This is a genomic window from Phormidesmis priestleyi ULC007, assembly GCF_003003695.1.
GTDB classification, from domain to species: Bacteria; Cyanobacteriota; Cyanobacteriia; order Leptolyngbyales; family Leptolyngbyaceae; genus Phormidesmis_A; species Phormidesmis_A priestleyi_A.
Window position 1 is genome coordinate 40,219 of sequence record NZ_PVWG01000005.1, and the last position, 16,068, is coordinate 56,286.

General features: G+C 48.7%; 15 protein-coding genes. 5 read left to right on the forward strand and 10 right to left on the reverse strand.

Translation table 11 applies throughout. From position 1 onward, the window contains the following. Positions 1-102: 102 nt before the first annotated feature. Together C7B65_RS06575 and C7B65_RS06580 are read right to left on the reverse strand one after the other, a co-directional pair. Positions 103-1,137, reverse strand: coding sequence for a hemerythrin domain-containing protein (locus C7B65_RS06575; RefSeq protein ID WP_223257308.1), 1,035 nt, complete (start codon positions 1,135-1,137; stop codon positions 103-105). A 225-nt stretch (positions 1,138-1,362) separates the two neighbouring features. After that, a complete protein-coding gene (locus tag C7B65_RS06580; RefSeq protein WP_083582750.1) occupies positions 1,363-2,217 on the reverse strand; it encodes a response regulator in 855 nt (284 codons plus the stop codon). Between the two features lie 251 nt (positions 2,218-2,468). Here C7B65_RS06580 and C7B65_RS06585 point away from each other — a divergent pair, with 251 nt between their 5' ends. Both C7B65_RS06585 and C7B65_RS06590 read left to right on the forward strand, forming a co-directional pair. After that, complete coding sequence (locus C7B65_RS06585) at positions 2,469-3,182, forward strand: YdcF family protein (RefSeq protein ID WP_317615800.1); 714 nt, start codon at positions 2,469-2,471, stop codon at positions 3,180-3,182. 498 nt (positions 3,183-3,680) lie between these two features. Next, positions 3,681-4,505 (forward strand): SDR family NAD(P)-dependent oxidoreductase, encoded by an 825-nt coding sequence (locus C7B65_RS06590; protein ID WP_073070036.1) that lies wholly within the window; start codon positions 3,681-3,683, stop codon positions 4,503-4,505. Between the two features lie 128 nt (positions 4,506-4,633). Here the strand turns inward: C7B65_RS06590 and C7B65_RS06595 are convergent, their stop codons facing one another. Further along, entirely contained in the window at positions 4,634-4,864 is a 231-nt protein-coding gene (locus tag C7B65_RS06595) for a DUF4351 domain-containing protein (RefSeq protein WP_083582751.1), read from the reverse strand. Positions 4,865-5,036: 172 nt separating this feature from the next. Next, a complete protein-coding gene (locus C7B65_RS06600; RefSeq protein WP_317615801.1) occupies positions 5,037-5,240 on the reverse strand; it encodes a hypothetical protein in 204 nt (67 codons plus the stop codon). A 678-nt stretch (positions 5,241-5,918) separates the two neighbouring features. On the opposite strand from C7B65_RS06600, the gene C7B65_RS06605 reads away from it, so the two are divergent. Both C7B65_RS06605 and C7B65_RS06610 read left to right on the forward strand, forming a co-directional pair. Further along, positions 5,919-7,193 carry an inorganic phosphate transporter gene (locus C7B65_RS06605; RefSeq protein WP_073070038.1) on the forward strand — a complete coding sequence of 425 codons (1,275 nt, stop codon included), beginning with the start codon at positions 5,919-5,921 and terminating at the stop codon, positions 7,191-7,193. A gap of 91 nt (positions 7,194-7,284) precedes the next feature. Next, positions 7,285-8,583 (forward strand): DMT family transporter, encoded by a 1,299-nt coding sequence (locus C7B65_RS06610; protein WP_073070039.1) that lies wholly within the window; start codon positions 7,285-7,287, stop codon positions 8,581-8,583. A gap of 14 nt (positions 8,584-8,597) precedes the next feature. Here the strand turns inward: C7B65_RS06610 and C7B65_RS06615 are convergent, their stop codons facing one another. Then, positions 8,598-9,500: a DMT family transporter gene (locus tag C7B65_RS06615; RefSeq protein ID WP_073070040.1), complete on the reverse strand. Its 903-nt coding sequence runs from the start codon at positions 9,498-9,500 to the stop codon at positions 8,598-8,600. Positions 9,501-9,727: 227 nt separating this feature from the next. On the opposite strand from C7B65_RS06615, the gene groL reads away from it, so the two are divergent. After that, positions 9,728-11,413, forward strand: coding sequence for a chaperonin GroEL (groL, locus tag C7B65_RS06620; protein ID WP_073070041.1), 1,686 nt, complete (start codon positions 9,728-9,730; stop codon positions 11,411-11,413). 123 nt (positions 11,414-11,536) lie between these two features. Here the strand turns inward: groL and C7B65_RS06625 are convergent, their stop codons facing one another. The 5 genes from C7B65_RS06625 to C7B65_RS06645 form a co-directional block, all read right to left on the reverse strand. After that, positions 11,537-11,788, reverse strand: a complete 252-nt coding sequence (locus C7B65_RS06625) for a hypothetical protein (RefSeq protein ID WP_106253956.1) — start codon at positions 11,786-11,788, stop codon at positions 11,537-11,539. Positions 11,789-11,851: 63 nt separating this feature from the next. Continuing rightward, on the reverse strand, positions 11,852-12,532 hold the full coding sequence (rnc, locus tag C7B65_RS06630) for a ribonuclease III (protein WP_073070043.1): 681 nt from the start codon (positions 12,530-12,532) through the stop codon (positions 11,852-11,854). A 166-nt stretch (positions 12,533-12,698) separates the two neighbouring features. Next, on the reverse strand, positions 12,699-12,926 hold the full coding sequence (locus C7B65_RS06635) for an HNH endonuclease (RefSeq protein ID WP_073070044.1): 228 nt from the start codon (positions 12,924-12,926) through the stop codon (positions 12,699-12,701). Between the two features lie 412 nt (positions 12,927-13,338). Then, a complete protein-coding gene (locus tag C7B65_RS06640) occupies positions 13,339-15,162 on the reverse strand; it encodes an aspartate kinase (RefSeq protein ID WP_073070045.1) in 1,824 nt (607 codons plus the stop codon). Between the two features lie 153 nt (positions 15,163-15,315). Further along, a complete protein-coding gene (locus tag C7B65_RS06645; protein WP_073070046.1) occupies positions 15,316-16,062 on the reverse strand; it encodes a Uma2 family endonuclease in 747 nt (248 codons plus the stop codon). Positions 16,063-16,068: the final 6 nt, after the last annotated feature.

Sequence of the window (16,068 nt, forward strand, 5' to 3'; positions counted from 1 at the left end):
AACCATAAAATATCGCGAGAGGGTCAAAGGACTCTCCCGCGATCGTTCACAAAAGCAATTTTCTAAAGCTAGATTACTTCAGAGAACATCAATAAACAAGCACTACTTTTTGGCGCTCATTTCATCTTGAATCTTGCTCTTTGCAGCTTTGAATTGAGTCGCCAACTGCTCACTTTCTGCGCTGCTGAAGTTGTCACGAATGGCAGCAAAGTAAGTGCTTTCTTCTTGACGGACGTGATCCATCACGATATCTTTTAGGCGATGAATCGCATTCATGAAATCTTCAGAAGATGGATTCAAAGAACGAATTTGATCCAAGAGCACCTTCATTTCGGCTTGCTCATCATAGAGTTCTTTAAGGTCGCCGTCGGGATATCGGCCTCGAACTGCGGGATAAGCAACTTCCTCTTCAGCGCGAGAATGAGCATTTAAATCTTTGTAGATTTGACCAAAATATTCCTGCCGCTTTTGAGGATCTTGAGTCGCGTCAATCTGCATAAACAGGGTATTTACCTTCTGGTGATCCATCCGAATCACATCCTGAAGATTCATGTCAGACTTGTCGCTGGTTTGAGTGATGACGCTACCCACAACGCCTGTCAGCGCAGCAACCGAGTCTTGCACCCGTGCCCACAGTCCTTGATCGGCCTCCATTCCAGTTAGTTCACGAACCCCTAAAACCTCTAGAACGCCTTTGAGTTGCTCTTGGTGAGCACGGTTTTCAAAGTTGATTGTGTTAAGCGGAGTGATAGCAGCCTCCACATCAGCCCCAACTTTTTGAGCCGCTTTGTGAATCACAATTCCGGTCATCACTTGTTGGTGCTTTAAAAGCTCATGCTGAAAGACTTTTTCATAAATGGTCAGCTTAGATTCTGACATCAATTGATCAAGTTTCTTGACCATTTCACTGACGGTTTCTTTGGGTTCTGACTTCACGCCATATTGCACCATCACCGTATCTAAAACACCCAAGTTTTTTTGATCATCTTTGAGCATGTCTCTCAAACGATCGGCAATGTCACTGTCATTTACAGCCGAGATAAATTTTTGCTCGTTAGAGATTAGAAGCTCTTGAACCGCCTTCATATCAGAAAGCTTCATGGCGATCGCCATACGCTTTGTATCATCAAGTGTCATTACCATTTTTCCATTCTCCAATGAGCGATAATTGAATCGGCCTTTGTCTTATCTCTTAAAGGTTGGCATAGCGATCGGGTTCGTTCATCCTTCTGTTGGCTGACTCAAACAGACTGCTTAACGAATTCATGATCTGACTCTAGAGGGAGAAGAAACTTAATGTCAGTCAAGACAAATTACGATCGTAAAATAATTGCAGAAGTAAGGCGGCTCGTCCCGATTCAATCACAGGGTGGTTTGATACGATCGGGCTTTTGTCTGCTTGAGTTCTTGAATTTCTCGCTGAAGGTGGTTTATCCATTCTTCTTGCTGCTTTTGCACACAGCGCAGATTGACCTGGTGTTCAACGCGAACTAAAACCTCTTCAACGTGGAACGGTTTTGTAATGTAGTCAACACCGCCTACCTGAAAAGCTTGGACTTTGCTCGCAACATTGTTAACAGCGCTCACAAACAGAACTGGAATTTTTTGAGTTGAGCGATCGACCTTAAATTGTTCACAAACTCCATAGCCGTTGATATCAGGCAACACCACATCTAGCAAAACTGCATCGGGGTGAAGACGTTGGACGCTTTCTACTGCCTCCCTACCATCATTTGCGGTGTGAACTCGATAGCCGTGATAGTTCAACACAGTCGTCAACAAATGGCGACTAGCAGGTTCAGCATCTACAATCAAAACGCTTCTGAGGTGAGGAGTTTTTTCGAGGTTGTGGCTAGAGTGGCGATTTGGGTAAGCCAGTGTAGTGTTGCCATGAAAAGTCATAGAACCAGCCAGCCCCTTAAGTTCGCAACCTAATAGCCCAAAAATCTGTTTCTCGACGTTCTGAAGGTCTTGTAGGTCTTTAACACTGGCTTGGCTAAGAGACTGATGTAGCAAAGCAAGTCGCTCGATTTCAAACATCACCGAGTCAATTTTTTGCGCTTTGACATACAGGTTGGCAAGAATCTCGCCCAAGTTTGTGTTGGCATCTGCTTTTTTGCCGATGCTGTCAACGACTGGAAACGTCAAACGATCGTGATGCTGATGGAGAAGTCTACGGATGTAGTAAGTTATTGCAGGCGCAAGCTGTCGTCGCATGGGTCAGCCAGTGATAGGTCGATGAACGGAGGCAACGGTGTAATGCCAAGAGCACCCTGATAAAGAACCGATTAGGCTTCCTGTCGTCGATATACGGGTAGCATTAGTCACCTATTATATAGTTTTCCCCACTTTGCACAACCTTCAACACGATGGCTAACGATCTTTAAACGGTTCCTATGTTTCTCTTTGTCTCAAAACTGCTGCCTCTGCTTTTTTACCCCTTGGGGTTGTCATGTTTATTACTAATAGTGGCGTTTTTACTGTTGTGGAAACGTCCTCGACTGGCTGCAATTCCGATCGTGGCAGTGTTGCTGATTCTTTTGCTGGGCAGCAACGCTAGGGTGAGCGATGGGTTAGCGCGATCGCTAGAGTTTCAAAATCTCCCCACCGAGTTGCCCAAAACAGACGCGATCGTAGTCCTCGGTGGATGTACGGAGTCTGCCGTAGCGCCGCGTCCTTGGGTGGAAGTTAGAGAAGAGGGCGATCGAGTGCTCTATGCTGCCAAACTCTATCGAGACGGAAAAGCTCCGCGTCTCATTCTGAGTGGCGGACGCATTGATTGGCGCAGGAGTGGCAGCGCCGAATCTGAGGATATGGCAGTTTTGCTGGAGCCAATGGGCGTTCCTCGGTCGGCGATGCTGCAAGATCCTAGCTCACTCAACACGCGTGAGAATGCGGTCAACGTCAAACAAATTATGGAGGCTCAAGGAATTCGTCGGGTGTTGCTGGTGACTTCTGCGATGCACATGCCGCGATCGCTGATGATTTTTAGGAAGCTGGGAATGGAGGCGATCGCGGCTCCCACAGACTTTACATCCACCCAGTTTGACCCACAGCAAGTCAATACTACAGAAGCCAACATTCTTGATGCTCTGCCTGATGCTGACCAACTTCGACGCACCACCAGAGCTTTAAAAGAATATGTCGGAATCGCCGTATATTGGCTGCGAGGATGGGTTTAGTCTGTCACTATTTGCATCAGCGATCGCAGTGCCTCGCTCAGATAGCTTCTTAGATTAGAGGCTTTCTCATCTTTCATCAACTTGAAGTAATCTTCATAAAACTGACGGGGATCGGGTGACTGCGAAGCGAATGCATTTTTACTTTCGCTATCTCAATCAGGTCGGTTTCTGAAAGCTTTGTATCGGAATATCACAATCTCAGCTTTTTGTTAATAAGTGTTGCGACTACTTGATGCCTTTGTTAAGGTGTGCAGGTTCAGTGATGACGGGTTGATTCTCGTCTTTAGGAGTTGTGTCTAATGCTTTACACTCTCGACTCTAACCCCACCTTCTGAATCCCAGAATTGGCTGTAGGAGCGAACCACAGCAAAATATCGATCGGAGCAACAGGCACTCAACTTAAAGCCCCACTCAAAGACTTCTCTCAGTTCTTTGCCCCTTCTATCAGTTTGGCAAAGGCTGAGAGCACTACAAAAGCCCAAAATTGGAGGCGTTAGCATGAATATTCAAGGAAAGACCGTTCTCGTTACGGGCGCTTCTCGTGGCATTGGACGGGCGATCGCGCTGGAACTGGCTCGACAAGGAGCGCAACGGCTGATCTTAGTGGCACGAACCCATCAACGTTTAGTCGAAGTAGCAACTGAAATCGAAGCCCTGGGAGTTGAAGCGGTTCCGATCGCTTTAAATCTGGCTCACCCGGTAGAAGTCAACATTGCCGTTGCTCAAGCTTGGCGCGATAACGGGCCGATTCATCTTCTCGTCAATTGTGCAGGGGTTGCCCACCAAACGCCCTTCTTACAATCACAACTGCCTCAAATGCAAGAAGAGATTGCCCTCAATCTCATGGGGATGTACACCATCACTCGTCTAATCGCTCGACGTATGGCAGTGCAACGACAAGGCACGATCGTCAATGTGTCGAGCCTCATGGGAAAAATTGCCGCTCCAACGATGGCGACTTATTCCGCAACCAAGTTTGCCATTTTGGGATTCACTCAAGCGCTGCGGGGAGAACTTGCAGCCCATAACATTCGAGTCATCGCGCTGCTGCCTTCTCTGACTGATACAGAAATGGTTCAGAACTTTCAGTGGTTTCGATGGGTCATGCCGACTACGCCTGAAAAAGTGGCTCAAACCCTGATTGTGGGACTCGAAAAGAACTCGCCAGAAATTTTAGTAGGATGGCAAAGTCATCTTGCAGTGTTGGGCAACCGCCTGATGCCCTGGCTAGTTGAAAACGTTTCACGATTAGCAGCCCCCCTTTCCGAAAATCGTCAGGCACTCGACGCAAGACTCAGAGAGGCTAGAGCAGATTCTCATTAAACCCTTCTAATCGAGAGTTTCAAGGTTTCGCTCTTGAAACATCGGCAACAAATTGCATTCACGATAGCCTCCTAGACCGCGGAGGCTCTTTTTATATAAGAGGGGGTTTGGGAACTGGCTATCTGCTCTTAATTCTGCAAATGCTCAAGCCAGACTTCTAGATCCGTTAGCTGCGTGAAGTCGAGCAAGGCTTCTCCTAACGCTTCTAGCTGATTGAGTGGAAGCAAATTAATTTGTGCTTGGGTGTCTTTTGGCAAAGCTCCTACTTGACGATCGAGGAGACGCAGAACGAGCGATCGGGCTTCTTCTTGTCTGCCTTCTTGCAGAATATCTTGATAGTTTGTAATCCAGTTTTTGATAGCGCTGCAACTACAACAAGGCGGAAATAATCACCGCGCCACCCGCTATCCCTTCAAGCTTCACCCGTAAATCCTGTATTAATGACTGCTCTCACACTCTTGAGACGCTTATTCTCACCAACTATTGCGATCTGAATGACTGCCTCACGATTTGCGGTTACGTTCCCTAAAATCATCGTGATTCAACCGACCCAGAAAAACCAATCCGATGAACAGCGCGATGCCCGATTCGCACAAACCAAATTTGAGCATTAGGATGGTGAGCGAGTAAGAGGTCTGAAGCGGTCAAGCTGTTCTTGGCAACCTCAAAGGCTCCCATTTCGATATCGATCGCCACAATTTTGCCATGATTACCTGCTTCAACTTGTGAACGCACACTTGATTCGTAAGATTGCGTCCGCGTTGAGCAAATTCTTCTTTGCTGTATCGTGATTGTCGGACTTCCACAAAGGTTGCTCCTGTTTGCGTCTTACTAATTGAATTGTAGACGGTGTGCGCTTAGGACATACCTTTAAACTGCCTGCTTTACATAACAAAAGGGCGAAAGTATTCTTTCACCCTTTGCCAACTTAAAAATTAGATTTCGCGAAAGCTAGGAAAAGATCTTTCCAACTTTCATAGCAGCTTGCACAGCTTTTGAGGCAGGAAACACAACCTCAGCAACCATAAGAGCGATCGGAGCCGCTTTATAAGTAACTTTCTACACTTGCTTAAAATGTTTTGGCTTTACCTTAAATCCCATTTTCTGACTCTCTTGTTTACGGTGTGTAAATTAATACTAATCTACCTCAGTTCCTACGTAAATAGAAGAATATTCAATCAGAAATAGCCGTACTTGCCATGTAGAGAGGAAACAAGTAAAGGTGATTGTGAGGGGCAAAATTTTTGATCTCACTGTGATATCGAAAGACACAACCTTTTTCCACAAAAATGAACTTGAAACAATAATTGCCTACGTAACCATAGTGCAGAGGACTAATGCAGCATTCTCTGACGCTAACTGACATAACGCCAATACAGCAAGCTCTACAACCCACTATTCACGTCCAAAGTTATGGAAGATTTTGTCATCGCGATTACTGCGGTTTTGGCGTTGTATTTAGCGTGGAACCTTGGCGCAAACGATGTTGCCAACTCAATGGGCACCTCTGTTGGCTCCAAAGCAGTCACCCTCAAACAAGCCCTAATCATCGCGGGGATTCTGGAATTCACCGGGGCGGTTGTCTTTGGGCAAGAAGTCTCTGCAAAGTTAGCAACTGGAATTGTCGATCCCGCTTTGTTTGCTCAAACGCCTCAGATTCTATTAGTCGGGATGGTTTCCGTCTTGATTTCGGCTGGGGTTTGGCTCAACATCGCCACACTTTTCGGCTTTCCGGTGTCGTCATCTCATGCAACTGTAGGCGCGATCGCCGGATTCGCGTGTGTTGCCCTCAGCCCCAGTGCCGTTGATTGGTCATCGATCGGCATAATTTCACTGACGTGGATGATTACTCCTCTAATTAGTGGCACGATCGCCGCTCTCTTCTACAGCCAAATCAAACACTGGATTCTTGATCAGCCCGACCCGATCACCCAACTTCGAGAATGGATTCCCTGGCTAAGTGCCGCTCTGATGGGCATCTTTGGCGTAATTGTCTTGCCAACGTTGAGCCGACCTCTTCAGAGGATTTTGCGCGATCGCTTCGAGCTAGACATTCCGGCTCATGATTTGCCGTTGCTGATCGGGAGCGGCGGCGCGATCGCGCTAACTCTTATGATCTGGCGAGAGTTAGATCAAAACACCCAAGCCAAAATTCAAAACCCTGAACCTTTACTGGCTCGTTTTCAAGTCCTGAGCGCTTGTTTTGTGGCGTTTGCCCATGGCTCAAATGATGTCGGCAATGCTGTTTCACCTTTGGCAGCGATTGTTTATATTACTCAAACTAAGTCCGTTCCGCTGCAAAACTTTCAGGTTCCCTTGTGGATTTTGGTTCTTGGCGGCATCGGGATCGTTGCTGGATTAGCCGTGATGGGAAAGAAGGTAATCGCCACGATCGGAGAAGGCATTATCGCACTTCAGCCCAGTGGCGGATTTTGCGCTGAGTTGGCAACCGCTGCAACGATTTTAGTGGCATCTCGATTGGGTTTGCCCGTCTCCACGTCTCATGCTCTCGTGGGAGGGGTCGTCGGTATCGGACTCATTCAAAGCTTAAAATCAATTCAGTTTAAAACCTTGCGATCGATTGGTTTAACCTGGTTAGTTACCATTCCGATCGCGGCTGGGCTAAGTGCCACAATTTTCGCCGTCGCTCAGTTTTTGATCACAACCTATTTCGTGCAGATCTTGTAATTTATGGGGAACAATAGCAAACAAGGAAATGAAAGCTTTTGTGAAGACTAAACGATGATTTGTGCACTACAGGCTAGAGGATAGAAATTCAATGGGTGAGGATAGTCGATCGAACCCCTCAGGGAATGAGAATGCTAAACCAGAAAAATTTGGTTTGGGTTCAGGCACCCAGGATCTAAAGGAACTGCAACACAACACGGCCAATGAATTGTCTCAAGATGTGACTCGGCTGCAAATTGAGAAGATGCAGCTAATTCAAGATATTGCAAACCTGCAAGCCCGATATCAGACCCTACAAACCCATTCACAAGCCCTCGAAGCGCAGCCCATTCCACTAGAATTTCCTGCCGCTCCTTTGCCGCTCAACGCAGAACCTCGTCTGCGGTCTCAGCTTCAGATCGGGCTATGGTTTGTGTTGATCTCTACCTTGGCGCTGTCGGTTCACAATGTGGTCGTCAAAATCATTATTGGCAGCCCGATTAGCTTGTTGGGACTGATGCCTTTTGGCGGGTTCATTCAGCCCAGTCTTGGCAACTCGCTGCTAATTTTATGGATGCGAATGCTGATTGTGGTGCCCTTGATGGCTACGATCGCCGCATTTATCTACCCACAAGTTTGGAGAGACATCAAAAAATTGGTGCTTGATCGCGATCGTCGGGCGCTGTTTAACGTGATTGGCAGTGGTGGCTTTTTGTTTCTGTCGCAGGTGTTGATCTATATTGCGATCGGGCAAATCGGCCCTGGCCCTGCCGTCACAATTCTATTTATGTATCCGTTAGTAACCGTGCCGTTAGCGTGGTGGCTCTTTGGTGATCGTCCGACTCGGTTACGTTTAGCGGTGATGGTGGCGATTTTGGTAGGCGTGATTATGGCGGCACTGCCCAACTTAGCAAGGACTAGCATGGTGACTTCTGGTGGAGTCTTTGCGGCTATTTTGGCAGGAATTGCGTTTGCGTTTTATCTGATCTTTATGCAGCTTGGCTTTCGTAAACTGCATCCCGTTCCGGTGAGTCTGGTGCAGTTTGTCACGATTCTGTTTTTGTCGAGCCTCAGCCTGACGCTGCCGCTCCAGTTGGGAGTCGTCATCTTACCCGAAAAGCGGCTAGGATTTTTTGTCGGTGGGTTGGTTTTGGGCGCATTAACGCTAGTCGGCTATCTGAGTAATAACTTTGGGGTGCGGTATCTGGGCGCGGCCCGATCGTCGATTATTGCCTCTAGCGGCCCGGTGATCACAGCAGTTTTGGCGGCTATTATCATTCATAGTCAATTGCAGCAGGTGCAAGTGTTTGGCATTTTGCTGGTGACGATCGGGGTGACTGCTCTCAGCTTTGAGCGGATGCGACTCGTGAAAGCCACAAACCCTATCAAGCCAGAAACCGCGAGTCGATAGAAGTCAAAGAGAATTTATCGGTTAGCGGCGATCGAGATTGCCACCCCTATCAACAAAATCATTGCTCCGATAAGCACTTGGATTCCTGGCACTTCTCCAAACAGCACCAATGCCAACCCGCTCGACGCAACAGGCTCAAACAAAGTTAGCACCGATACCAACGTTGGAGACACCCAGCAAACCGCCCAATTGAGGCTAGTGTGTCCGATGAGCTGAGGCACGATCGCCATCAGCAAAATCAATCCATAAGTGAGCGGTGAATAGCCCGTGTAGGAAGCTCCCGCAAGCAAGGGTAAAGGCAACAGTACGATCGCTGCCACACTGTAAGCGATCGTGACATAGCTCCTCACATCTAAATCCCGTCGCTGTGCCTCTCGTCCTAGCAAAAGATATAAACTGGCTGTCCAGGCTCCGACCAATGCCAGCCCATTGCCTAAAAGCGGATTCGTGCCTGTCGCCTCAGAAGTCTGCCATCCGATCGTGATGCCGCCAATCAGCGCGATCGCGATGCCTGCTAGCGTGACCCGGTTGGGTTTCTCGCCAAACCACCGCCACGAAAGCAACGCTACCCAAATCGAAGTCGTCGTGACGATCGTGGTAGAAGCCGCGATCGACGTATAAGACAGCGACGTAATCCAGGTGGCAAAGTGAGCGGCAAGCGCAACTCCGGCGGCTGTTGCATAGCGCCATGCCGATCGAGTGGGAGGGTTGCGACGAATAGTTTGCCAGGTAGGAAGCAGCACCCCAGAAGCAATGATTAACCGAGACGCAGCTAACACTAAACTAAATCCGACGGCCGAAAGCTGGGCTTCACGAGTCGCCAACCGAACTAAAACTGCTGCGGTCGAAACTGCCAAAATTCCGATCGTTAAGACCAGCACAGTTTGCCAACCCGTCGGCTGAGTGAAAAATTTCATGATGTTATGTCAATTTCAAAAATAATTGCAACCGATCAAACGGTGGTAGGGACATGGCACTGCCGTGTCCTCATGCGAATCTGTCACGTCAATCAAATCGGTATGTCAGTCGATCGGGCCTGTTTGAAGATTATTTACCCATGTCGTACGGTTTTCCGATCTAATCTTAATTAGCACTCTGCCTTAACGAGTGCTAAATTTCTAGGTAGAGAACTGGGAAACTGAATATGGCAAAGATTGTTGTCTTTAAAGATGAAGCTCGTCAGTCGCTTGAGCGTGGAGTAAACGCTCTTGCCGATGCTGTGAGAGTCACGCTGGGTCCCAAGGGGCGCAACGTACTGCTAGAAAAGAAGTTTGGCGCACCTCAAATCGTCAATGACGGGGTGACGATCGCCAAAGAAATCGAACTCGAAGACCCGCTCGAAAACACAGGTGCGGCGCTGATTCGTGAAGTCGCCTCTAAAACCAAAGATTTGGCTGGAGACGGCACTACGACCGCAACGGTGCTTGCCCAAGCGCTAATTCGTGAAGGCATGAAAAACGTAGCGGCAGGGGCTAACCCAGTCAGCTTGAGACGCGGCATTGAAAAAGCTGTCGCCAAGATTGTCGAAGAAATCGCAGCCGTGGCCAAGCCTGTTGAAGGCAACGCGATCGCCCAAGTGGCAACCGTTTCTTCTGGCGGTGACGAAGAAGTCGGGGCGATGATTTCTGAAGCGATGGATAAAGTCGGCAAAGACGGCGTGATCTCGGTCGAAGAATCAAAGTCTCTCGCCACCGAGATGGATTTGGTTGAAGGGATGCAGATCGATCGCGGCTATCTTTCCCCTTATTTCATCACCGACACTGAGCGTCTGATCGCCGAATTCGAGAATGTCGCGATTTTACTCGCAGACAAAAAGATTGGCTCAATTCAAGACTTGATTCCGGTCTTGGAGAAGATTGCCCGCGCGGGTCAACCTCTGCTAATCATCGCCGAAGACATTGAAGGAGAAGCCCTGGCTACGCTGGTAGTTAACCGTTTGCGCGGCGTACTAAACGTGGCAGCGATTAAAGCTCCTGGCTTTGGCGAACGTCGCCGATCGATGCTGCAAGACATTGCCGTTCTCACCAATGGTCAGGTGATTTCTGAAGAAATGGGCTTGAGCCTGGATACGGTGACGTTAGAAATGCTGGGTTCTGCTCGCAAAGTCACGATCACGAAAGATACCACCACGATCGTGGCAGGTGGCGATAATGCGGCTGACATTCAGAAGCGAGTCGCTCAACTGCGGAGTGAAATGGAGCGCTCTGACTCCGACTACGACCACGAAAAAATTCAGGAGCGAATTGCGAAACTCGCGGGTGGTGTCGCGGTGATTAAAGTCGGTGCCGCTACCGAAACCGAACTCAAAAACCGCAAGCTTCGCATCGAAGACGCACTCAACGCCACCAAAGCGGCAGTCGAAGAAGGCATTGTTCCGGGAGGCGGCGCTACGCTGCTTCACTTAGCTGTCAAGCTCGAAGCGTTGAAAGAAACCTTGATCGATGAAGAGGCGATCGGCGCAAACATTGTGATGAAAGCGTTAGAAGCGCCTCTGAAACAAATCGCCGACAACTCAGGGGTTGAAGGCTCTGTCGTCGTCGAGAAAGTGCGTGGTTTAGACTTCAACATGGGTTACAACGCGCTAACCGACACCTATGAAGACTTAGTAGCTGCTGGAATTGTCGATCCGGCAAAAGTCGTCCGATCGGCGCTGCAAGATGCGGCTTCGATCGCAGGTATGGTGCTGACTACAGAAGCGCTCGTCGTCGAGAAACCTGAGCCGAAGTCTGCGGCCGGTGGTGGTGCCCCTGATATGGGTGGTATGGGCGGCATGGGCGGCATGGGTGGTATGGGCGGCATGGGCGGCATGGGCGGTATGGGTATGATGTAGTCCCCACTTAAATTAATTTGAAAGGGGTCGATCGTGTAGCGCGCTCGGCTCCTTTTTTAACGTGAATTCGACGGCTTCGTTACAGTTTGTCGTGCCCCCTAAATCCCCCAAGTTTGGGGGACTTCAAGCCAAAATTTCCGGTTCAAAGTCCCCCAGAATGGGGGATTTAGGGGGCAGAAGCCGCTGACAACGCAGCGAAAAAACTCGTCGAACTGACGTTTTTTTAGTGCCCAAAGGCGAACACACCTGCTTCCATTTGTTCATACCAATTTCGGAGGCAATTGCGATCGATCGTTCAATCCGACGGGGCACGGCATGCCATGCTTTTTGTCCGGGCATGGCACTGCCGCTCTCATGCGGATCTGCCGCCTTCACAAATCAAATGGGTATCAACGCTGATGGGTAAAATTTCAGTTACGCCTTCGTTAATTTGCTGTATCAAAGCAAGCTTCGTTTCTTCAACTTGGACATAGCATCTTCAGCCGCCTGTTTTTCTGCATCTCTCTTGTTACGACCTTTCCCTTCACCGTAAAGTTTGTTGCCCACATAAACTCTAGAAGCAAACTCAGGAGCATGGTCTGCTCCACCTATTTGTTCTGTGACATACTTCGGAATTGTTGCATCATTCGCCTGCGCGAATTCCTGAAACTTGTTTTTTGAGTCTACATTTGAGCGAACTATCATCACTTCTGGAGGTACAGAGTTAAACAGTTGTTCGACTAAAGGACGCAATGCTTCAATATCTCGATCGTGGTCTAAATAATAAGCTCCAACGACTGCCTCGAAAGTGCTGCTAAGAAGATTCGGATTTTGATAGCCACCATCGCGGATTGCACCTTGCCCTAATCGCATTCTGAAATCTAGACCAACCTCAGTGGCAAATTTAGCCAATTGTCTTTCGTCTACGAGTGCGGCTCGTCGTCGGGTCATTTCATCTTCTCCCAGTTCAGGATGAACCCGATAAAGATACTCGCCACTCACGAAATTGAGGATTGCATCACCTAAAAACTCCAGTCGCTCGTTGTCTCCATTTTCTCCAGGATTTTCATTGACGTAGGAACGATGGGTGAGCGATCGACGCAGAAGTTTCTCGTCATTAAACATCAAAAGTTTGTGCATTTTTTCTGGTTGTATTAACTAAAAACTGATTTGGGTGGAAACAAGAAAGCGCAATTGTCTGTAACACCTTCATCCCCCAACCTTTTCTTCCATGCCGTGAGAAGGGGAGCGATCCAGATCCCCTCTTCTAGGGCAGAAAAGAGGTTGGAGAAGAAGGGCGACCCAGCTACTTACATGACTGTCGAGGTGGAAAAAGGCTATCTCCACGAGAGTTGTTGCATGAAAAACAGGCGAGTCGTAAGTTCTCTAGTGAATTGGAGCCACCTCGACTCTTCGGTATCAGGTGATCGAGGGTCAGTTCTTCTGTGAGCAAGCAACGCCCACTCCAAAAACAATGAGAACCAAACTTGTGGGTCAATTGAGTTCTTTTAGACTTTCTTTGCTTAGAGTTCATGTCAAATTTCCTTGACTACTAGAGTTTAGTAGCATCGGAATATCGGACATAATCAGTTCCTTCCCACTTGTTGAGGAAATCACTAACTTGTCACCTAATGGTAAACGTCTCAAACGCACTATCTCAAAGCCTCACACCAGCGCATACCCAGTATGCTGAACCAGCGTTTACCCGAAATAGAATCTCACATCTCAGAAAACGCTAGACCAGAATACTGGGTGTGCATTGACTTGAGGATCAGAGATAGTGCCCATGAGACGAACATCTAGGAATTGATATTCATCTGCATGACTCAATACAAACACAGCTAGTTTTGATTGTCAAGTATCGAAAACTCACGCTTCTTTGCGATCGCGTCTCGCCAATATTTCTTTTGCGCTCTCACGAATAACTTAGAGTGCTAACGGGCTATTTAGGCTGAAACCTGGATGGTCTGGCTTCCTGCTAAACCAAAGGCATGATGAATCGCTCGCAGCGCCAGCACTCCCTGATCTTCTGCGACGACACAACTGACCTTAATTTCAGAAGTTGCAATCATTTGAATATTAATCTTCTGCTTGTACAATGCGTCAAACATCCGGGCTGCGACTCCGGGTTGACCAACCATGTCTGAGCCGACAATGCTGACCTTAGCGATCACCACATCCACCAAAATTTCACCATAACCTAATTCAGGAGCCGCTTTTTCTAAAACAGTCCGAGCCGCTTCTGCATCCATTTGGGCAACAGTGAAGGCAATATCGCGTGTCATGATGCCATTGAGCACTCGACAGCGCTGAGATTGGATGATCATATCGACGCTGATATTGTGATCGGCAAGCAGTTGGAAGACGTTTGCAGCCATACCCGGACGATCGGGCACATGACGAATCGCTAACTGGGCTTGCTTGAGATCCAACGCAACCCCGCGAACGGGATTTTGAGTGTTGAAGGTTGAGTCGTGGGTTTTGGGCTGATGATCGATCGCTGACTGAGTAATTTCAAACGCTTGGCAGAGCGTCGCGATCGCGTTTTCATAATCTTTCTGATCAATCACACAACTGACTTTGACCTCAGAAGTCGAGATCATCTGAATATTGATTCCAGCATTGGCTAACGTCGAGAACATTTGGGCAGCGACTCCCGGACGACCAATCATCCCGGCTCCAGCGATCGTCACTTTGGCGATCTGCTGCTCGACCATTACTTCTGGAGCTTTTTCTAAACTAGAAGCCTGATTGCCCATTAACGCTGGAATGATTGCATTGGCAACCGCTTCTGCACGGTTGAGAGAATTTTTTCTAACGGTAAATGCAATGTCGTTGGTATTGCCTTCGTGAATTGACTGAATCACTAAGTCAACATCTAAACTCTGAGTTGCAATCTCACCAAATAAGCGCGAGGCAACCCCTGGACGATCGGGCACTCGCAGTAAAGCAACTTTGGCTTGATCGGTGTCAAACTCGACAGCATCGACCGGACGGGCAATTTCTAATCCTTCGAGCGATCGCGGCTGTGGAGTCGGAGAAGTCACCCAAGTGCCTGGATCGTCTGTCCAGCTAGAACGCACGACAAGCGGCATTCCATAGTTACGGGCGATCTCAACCGCACGAGGATGCAGAACTTTTGCCCCCAAGCTGGCGAGTTCTAGCATCTCATCGCAGGTGATGTCGGTCATTAATTGAGCGTCTTCGACCAGTCGCGGATCTGCTGTGAGAATGCCCGGAACATCGGTGTAGATTTCGCAAAAGTCAGCTTTGAGGGCGGCGGCAAGGGCGACGGCTGACGTGTCTGAGCCGCCTCGACCGAGCGTCGTAATTTCTAGATCTTCGGTGCGGCTGACCCCCTGAAATCCGGCGACGACTACCACTTCACCACTTTTGAGATGACGCTCTAAGCGATCGGTGGCGATGTTCAAAATTCGGGCGCGGGTGTGGTGGGCTTCGGTGACGATGCCAACTTGTGCGCCAGTCAGAGAAACGGCAGGCTGTCCGAGTGCTTGCAGCGCCATGCTGAGGAGAGCGATCGTCACCTGTTCACCCGTTGAGAGCAGCATATCCATCTCGCGCCGACTGGGGTTGGTGGAGATCTGGTTAGCTAATTTGACTAACCCATCTGTGGTTTTGCCCATCGCGGAAACGACGACGACGACTGAATTTCCAGCGTTGACGGTTTTGATGACTCGCTGGGCGACCGCTTGAATGCGATCAACCGATCCCACCGAGGTGCCCCCATATTTCTGAACAATTAACGCCATGACGGTTGGTTTCCTACGATCGAAGGGTTCAGCCTCCGAAGCTCTTTTAAGGTTTTGATTTTATCGCGCTTAGGTCGTTGAGTTTTATAAACTACTTAGATGATAGCGAGGCAACCGATTTTGCAAACTAAAACTTGTCTAAGCGAAGTCGGGCTAGAGATCGTCAAGGTCAATTCCCTTCTCTCGTAAACGATTTAGTAAATCTTCTCGGAGTTGCCGCTCTTGTTCTGCCCGCTGTCGCTCTTGTTCTGCCCGCTGTCGCTCTTGTTCTGCCCGCTGTCGCTCTCGCGCAATGATCGTGTCAGGTGTCGGAAGACGTTGCCCGTGTAGGTCATACCAATACAACCAATTTTGTGTCCAGCTTTCAAACGTTCCTTGTTCAACTCCGATGCCTAGCGCTAATTCGGGCATCCAGACAGGATTTCCTGACTGTCGTAGGTAGTGTCCGTTGACTAGACGATAGACTTCAAACGAGTCGTGCTGGTCGCGCCGTCCATAGTCTGGATTGTAGATGATGTAGTAGAGTGCGCCTATGTTGGCATACTTTGCTATTTTGTTGTCATACTCGCCGCCATAGGTTTGAGAGACGCATTCTAAAACCAACTGAGGCACAACTTGTTCCTGCCAGATCACATAACTTCGTCTCCCGTTTTCCCGTTTTTGACGCGGAACGCCCAAACTTAGAAAGCCATCTGGCACGATCGCAGGTTGCCCAACTTCATAATAAACGCCCATGTTGACCCCAAAAAACCAATCCATTCGGTCTGCCCACAAGAGAGCGAGAATCGATCGCAACAAACTCGGAATCAGGACTTGAAGTTCATTATCCACTGGGGTATCGTCACTGTCGGGCAGATCGTCTTCGGTCGGCAGAGATTGCAACGGATTATATTGCACCACAACGAT

Bases quoted from the DNA above. Each gene is read 5' to 3' on its own strand.
- C7B65_RS06575 (WP_223257308.1), bottom strand. From the start codon at position 1,137: ATGACACTTGATGATACAAAGCGTATGGCGATCGCCATGAAGCTTTCT.
- C7B65_RS06580 (WP_083582750.1), bottom strand. From the start codon at position 2,217: ATGCGACGACAGCTTGCGCCTGCAATAACTTACTACATCCGTAGACTT.
- C7B65_RS06590 (WP_073070036.1), top strand. From the start codon at position 3,681: ATGAATATTCAAGGAAAGACCGTTCTCGTTACGGGCGCTTCTCGTGGC.
- C7B65_RS06605 (WP_073070038.1), top strand. From the start codon at position 5,919: ATGGAAGATTTTGTCATCGCGATTACTGCGGTTTTGGCGTTGTATTTA.
- C7B65_RS06610 (WP_073070039.1), top strand. From the start codon at position 7,285: ATGGGTGAGGATAGTCGATCGAACCCCTCAGGGAATGAGAATGCTAAA.
- C7B65_RS06615 (WP_073070040.1), bottom strand. From the start codon at position 9,500: ATGAAATTTTTCACTCAGCCGACGGGTTGGCAAACTGTGCTGGTCTTA.
- groL (WP_073070041.1), top strand. From the start codon at position 9,728: ATGGCAAAGATTGTTGTCTTTAAAGATGAAGCTCGTCAGTCGCTTGAG.
- rnc (WP_073070043.1), bottom strand. From the start codon at position 12,532: ATGCACAAACTTTTGATGTTTAATGACGAGAAACTTCTGCGTCGATCG.
- C7B65_RS06635 (WP_073070044.1), bottom strand. From the start codon at position 12,926: ATGAACTCTAAGCAAAGAAAGTCTAAAAGAACTCAATTGACCCACAAG.
- C7B65_RS06640 (WP_073070045.1), bottom strand. From the start codon at position 15,162: ATGGCGTTAATTGTTCAGAAATATGGGGGCACCTCGGTGGGATCGGTT.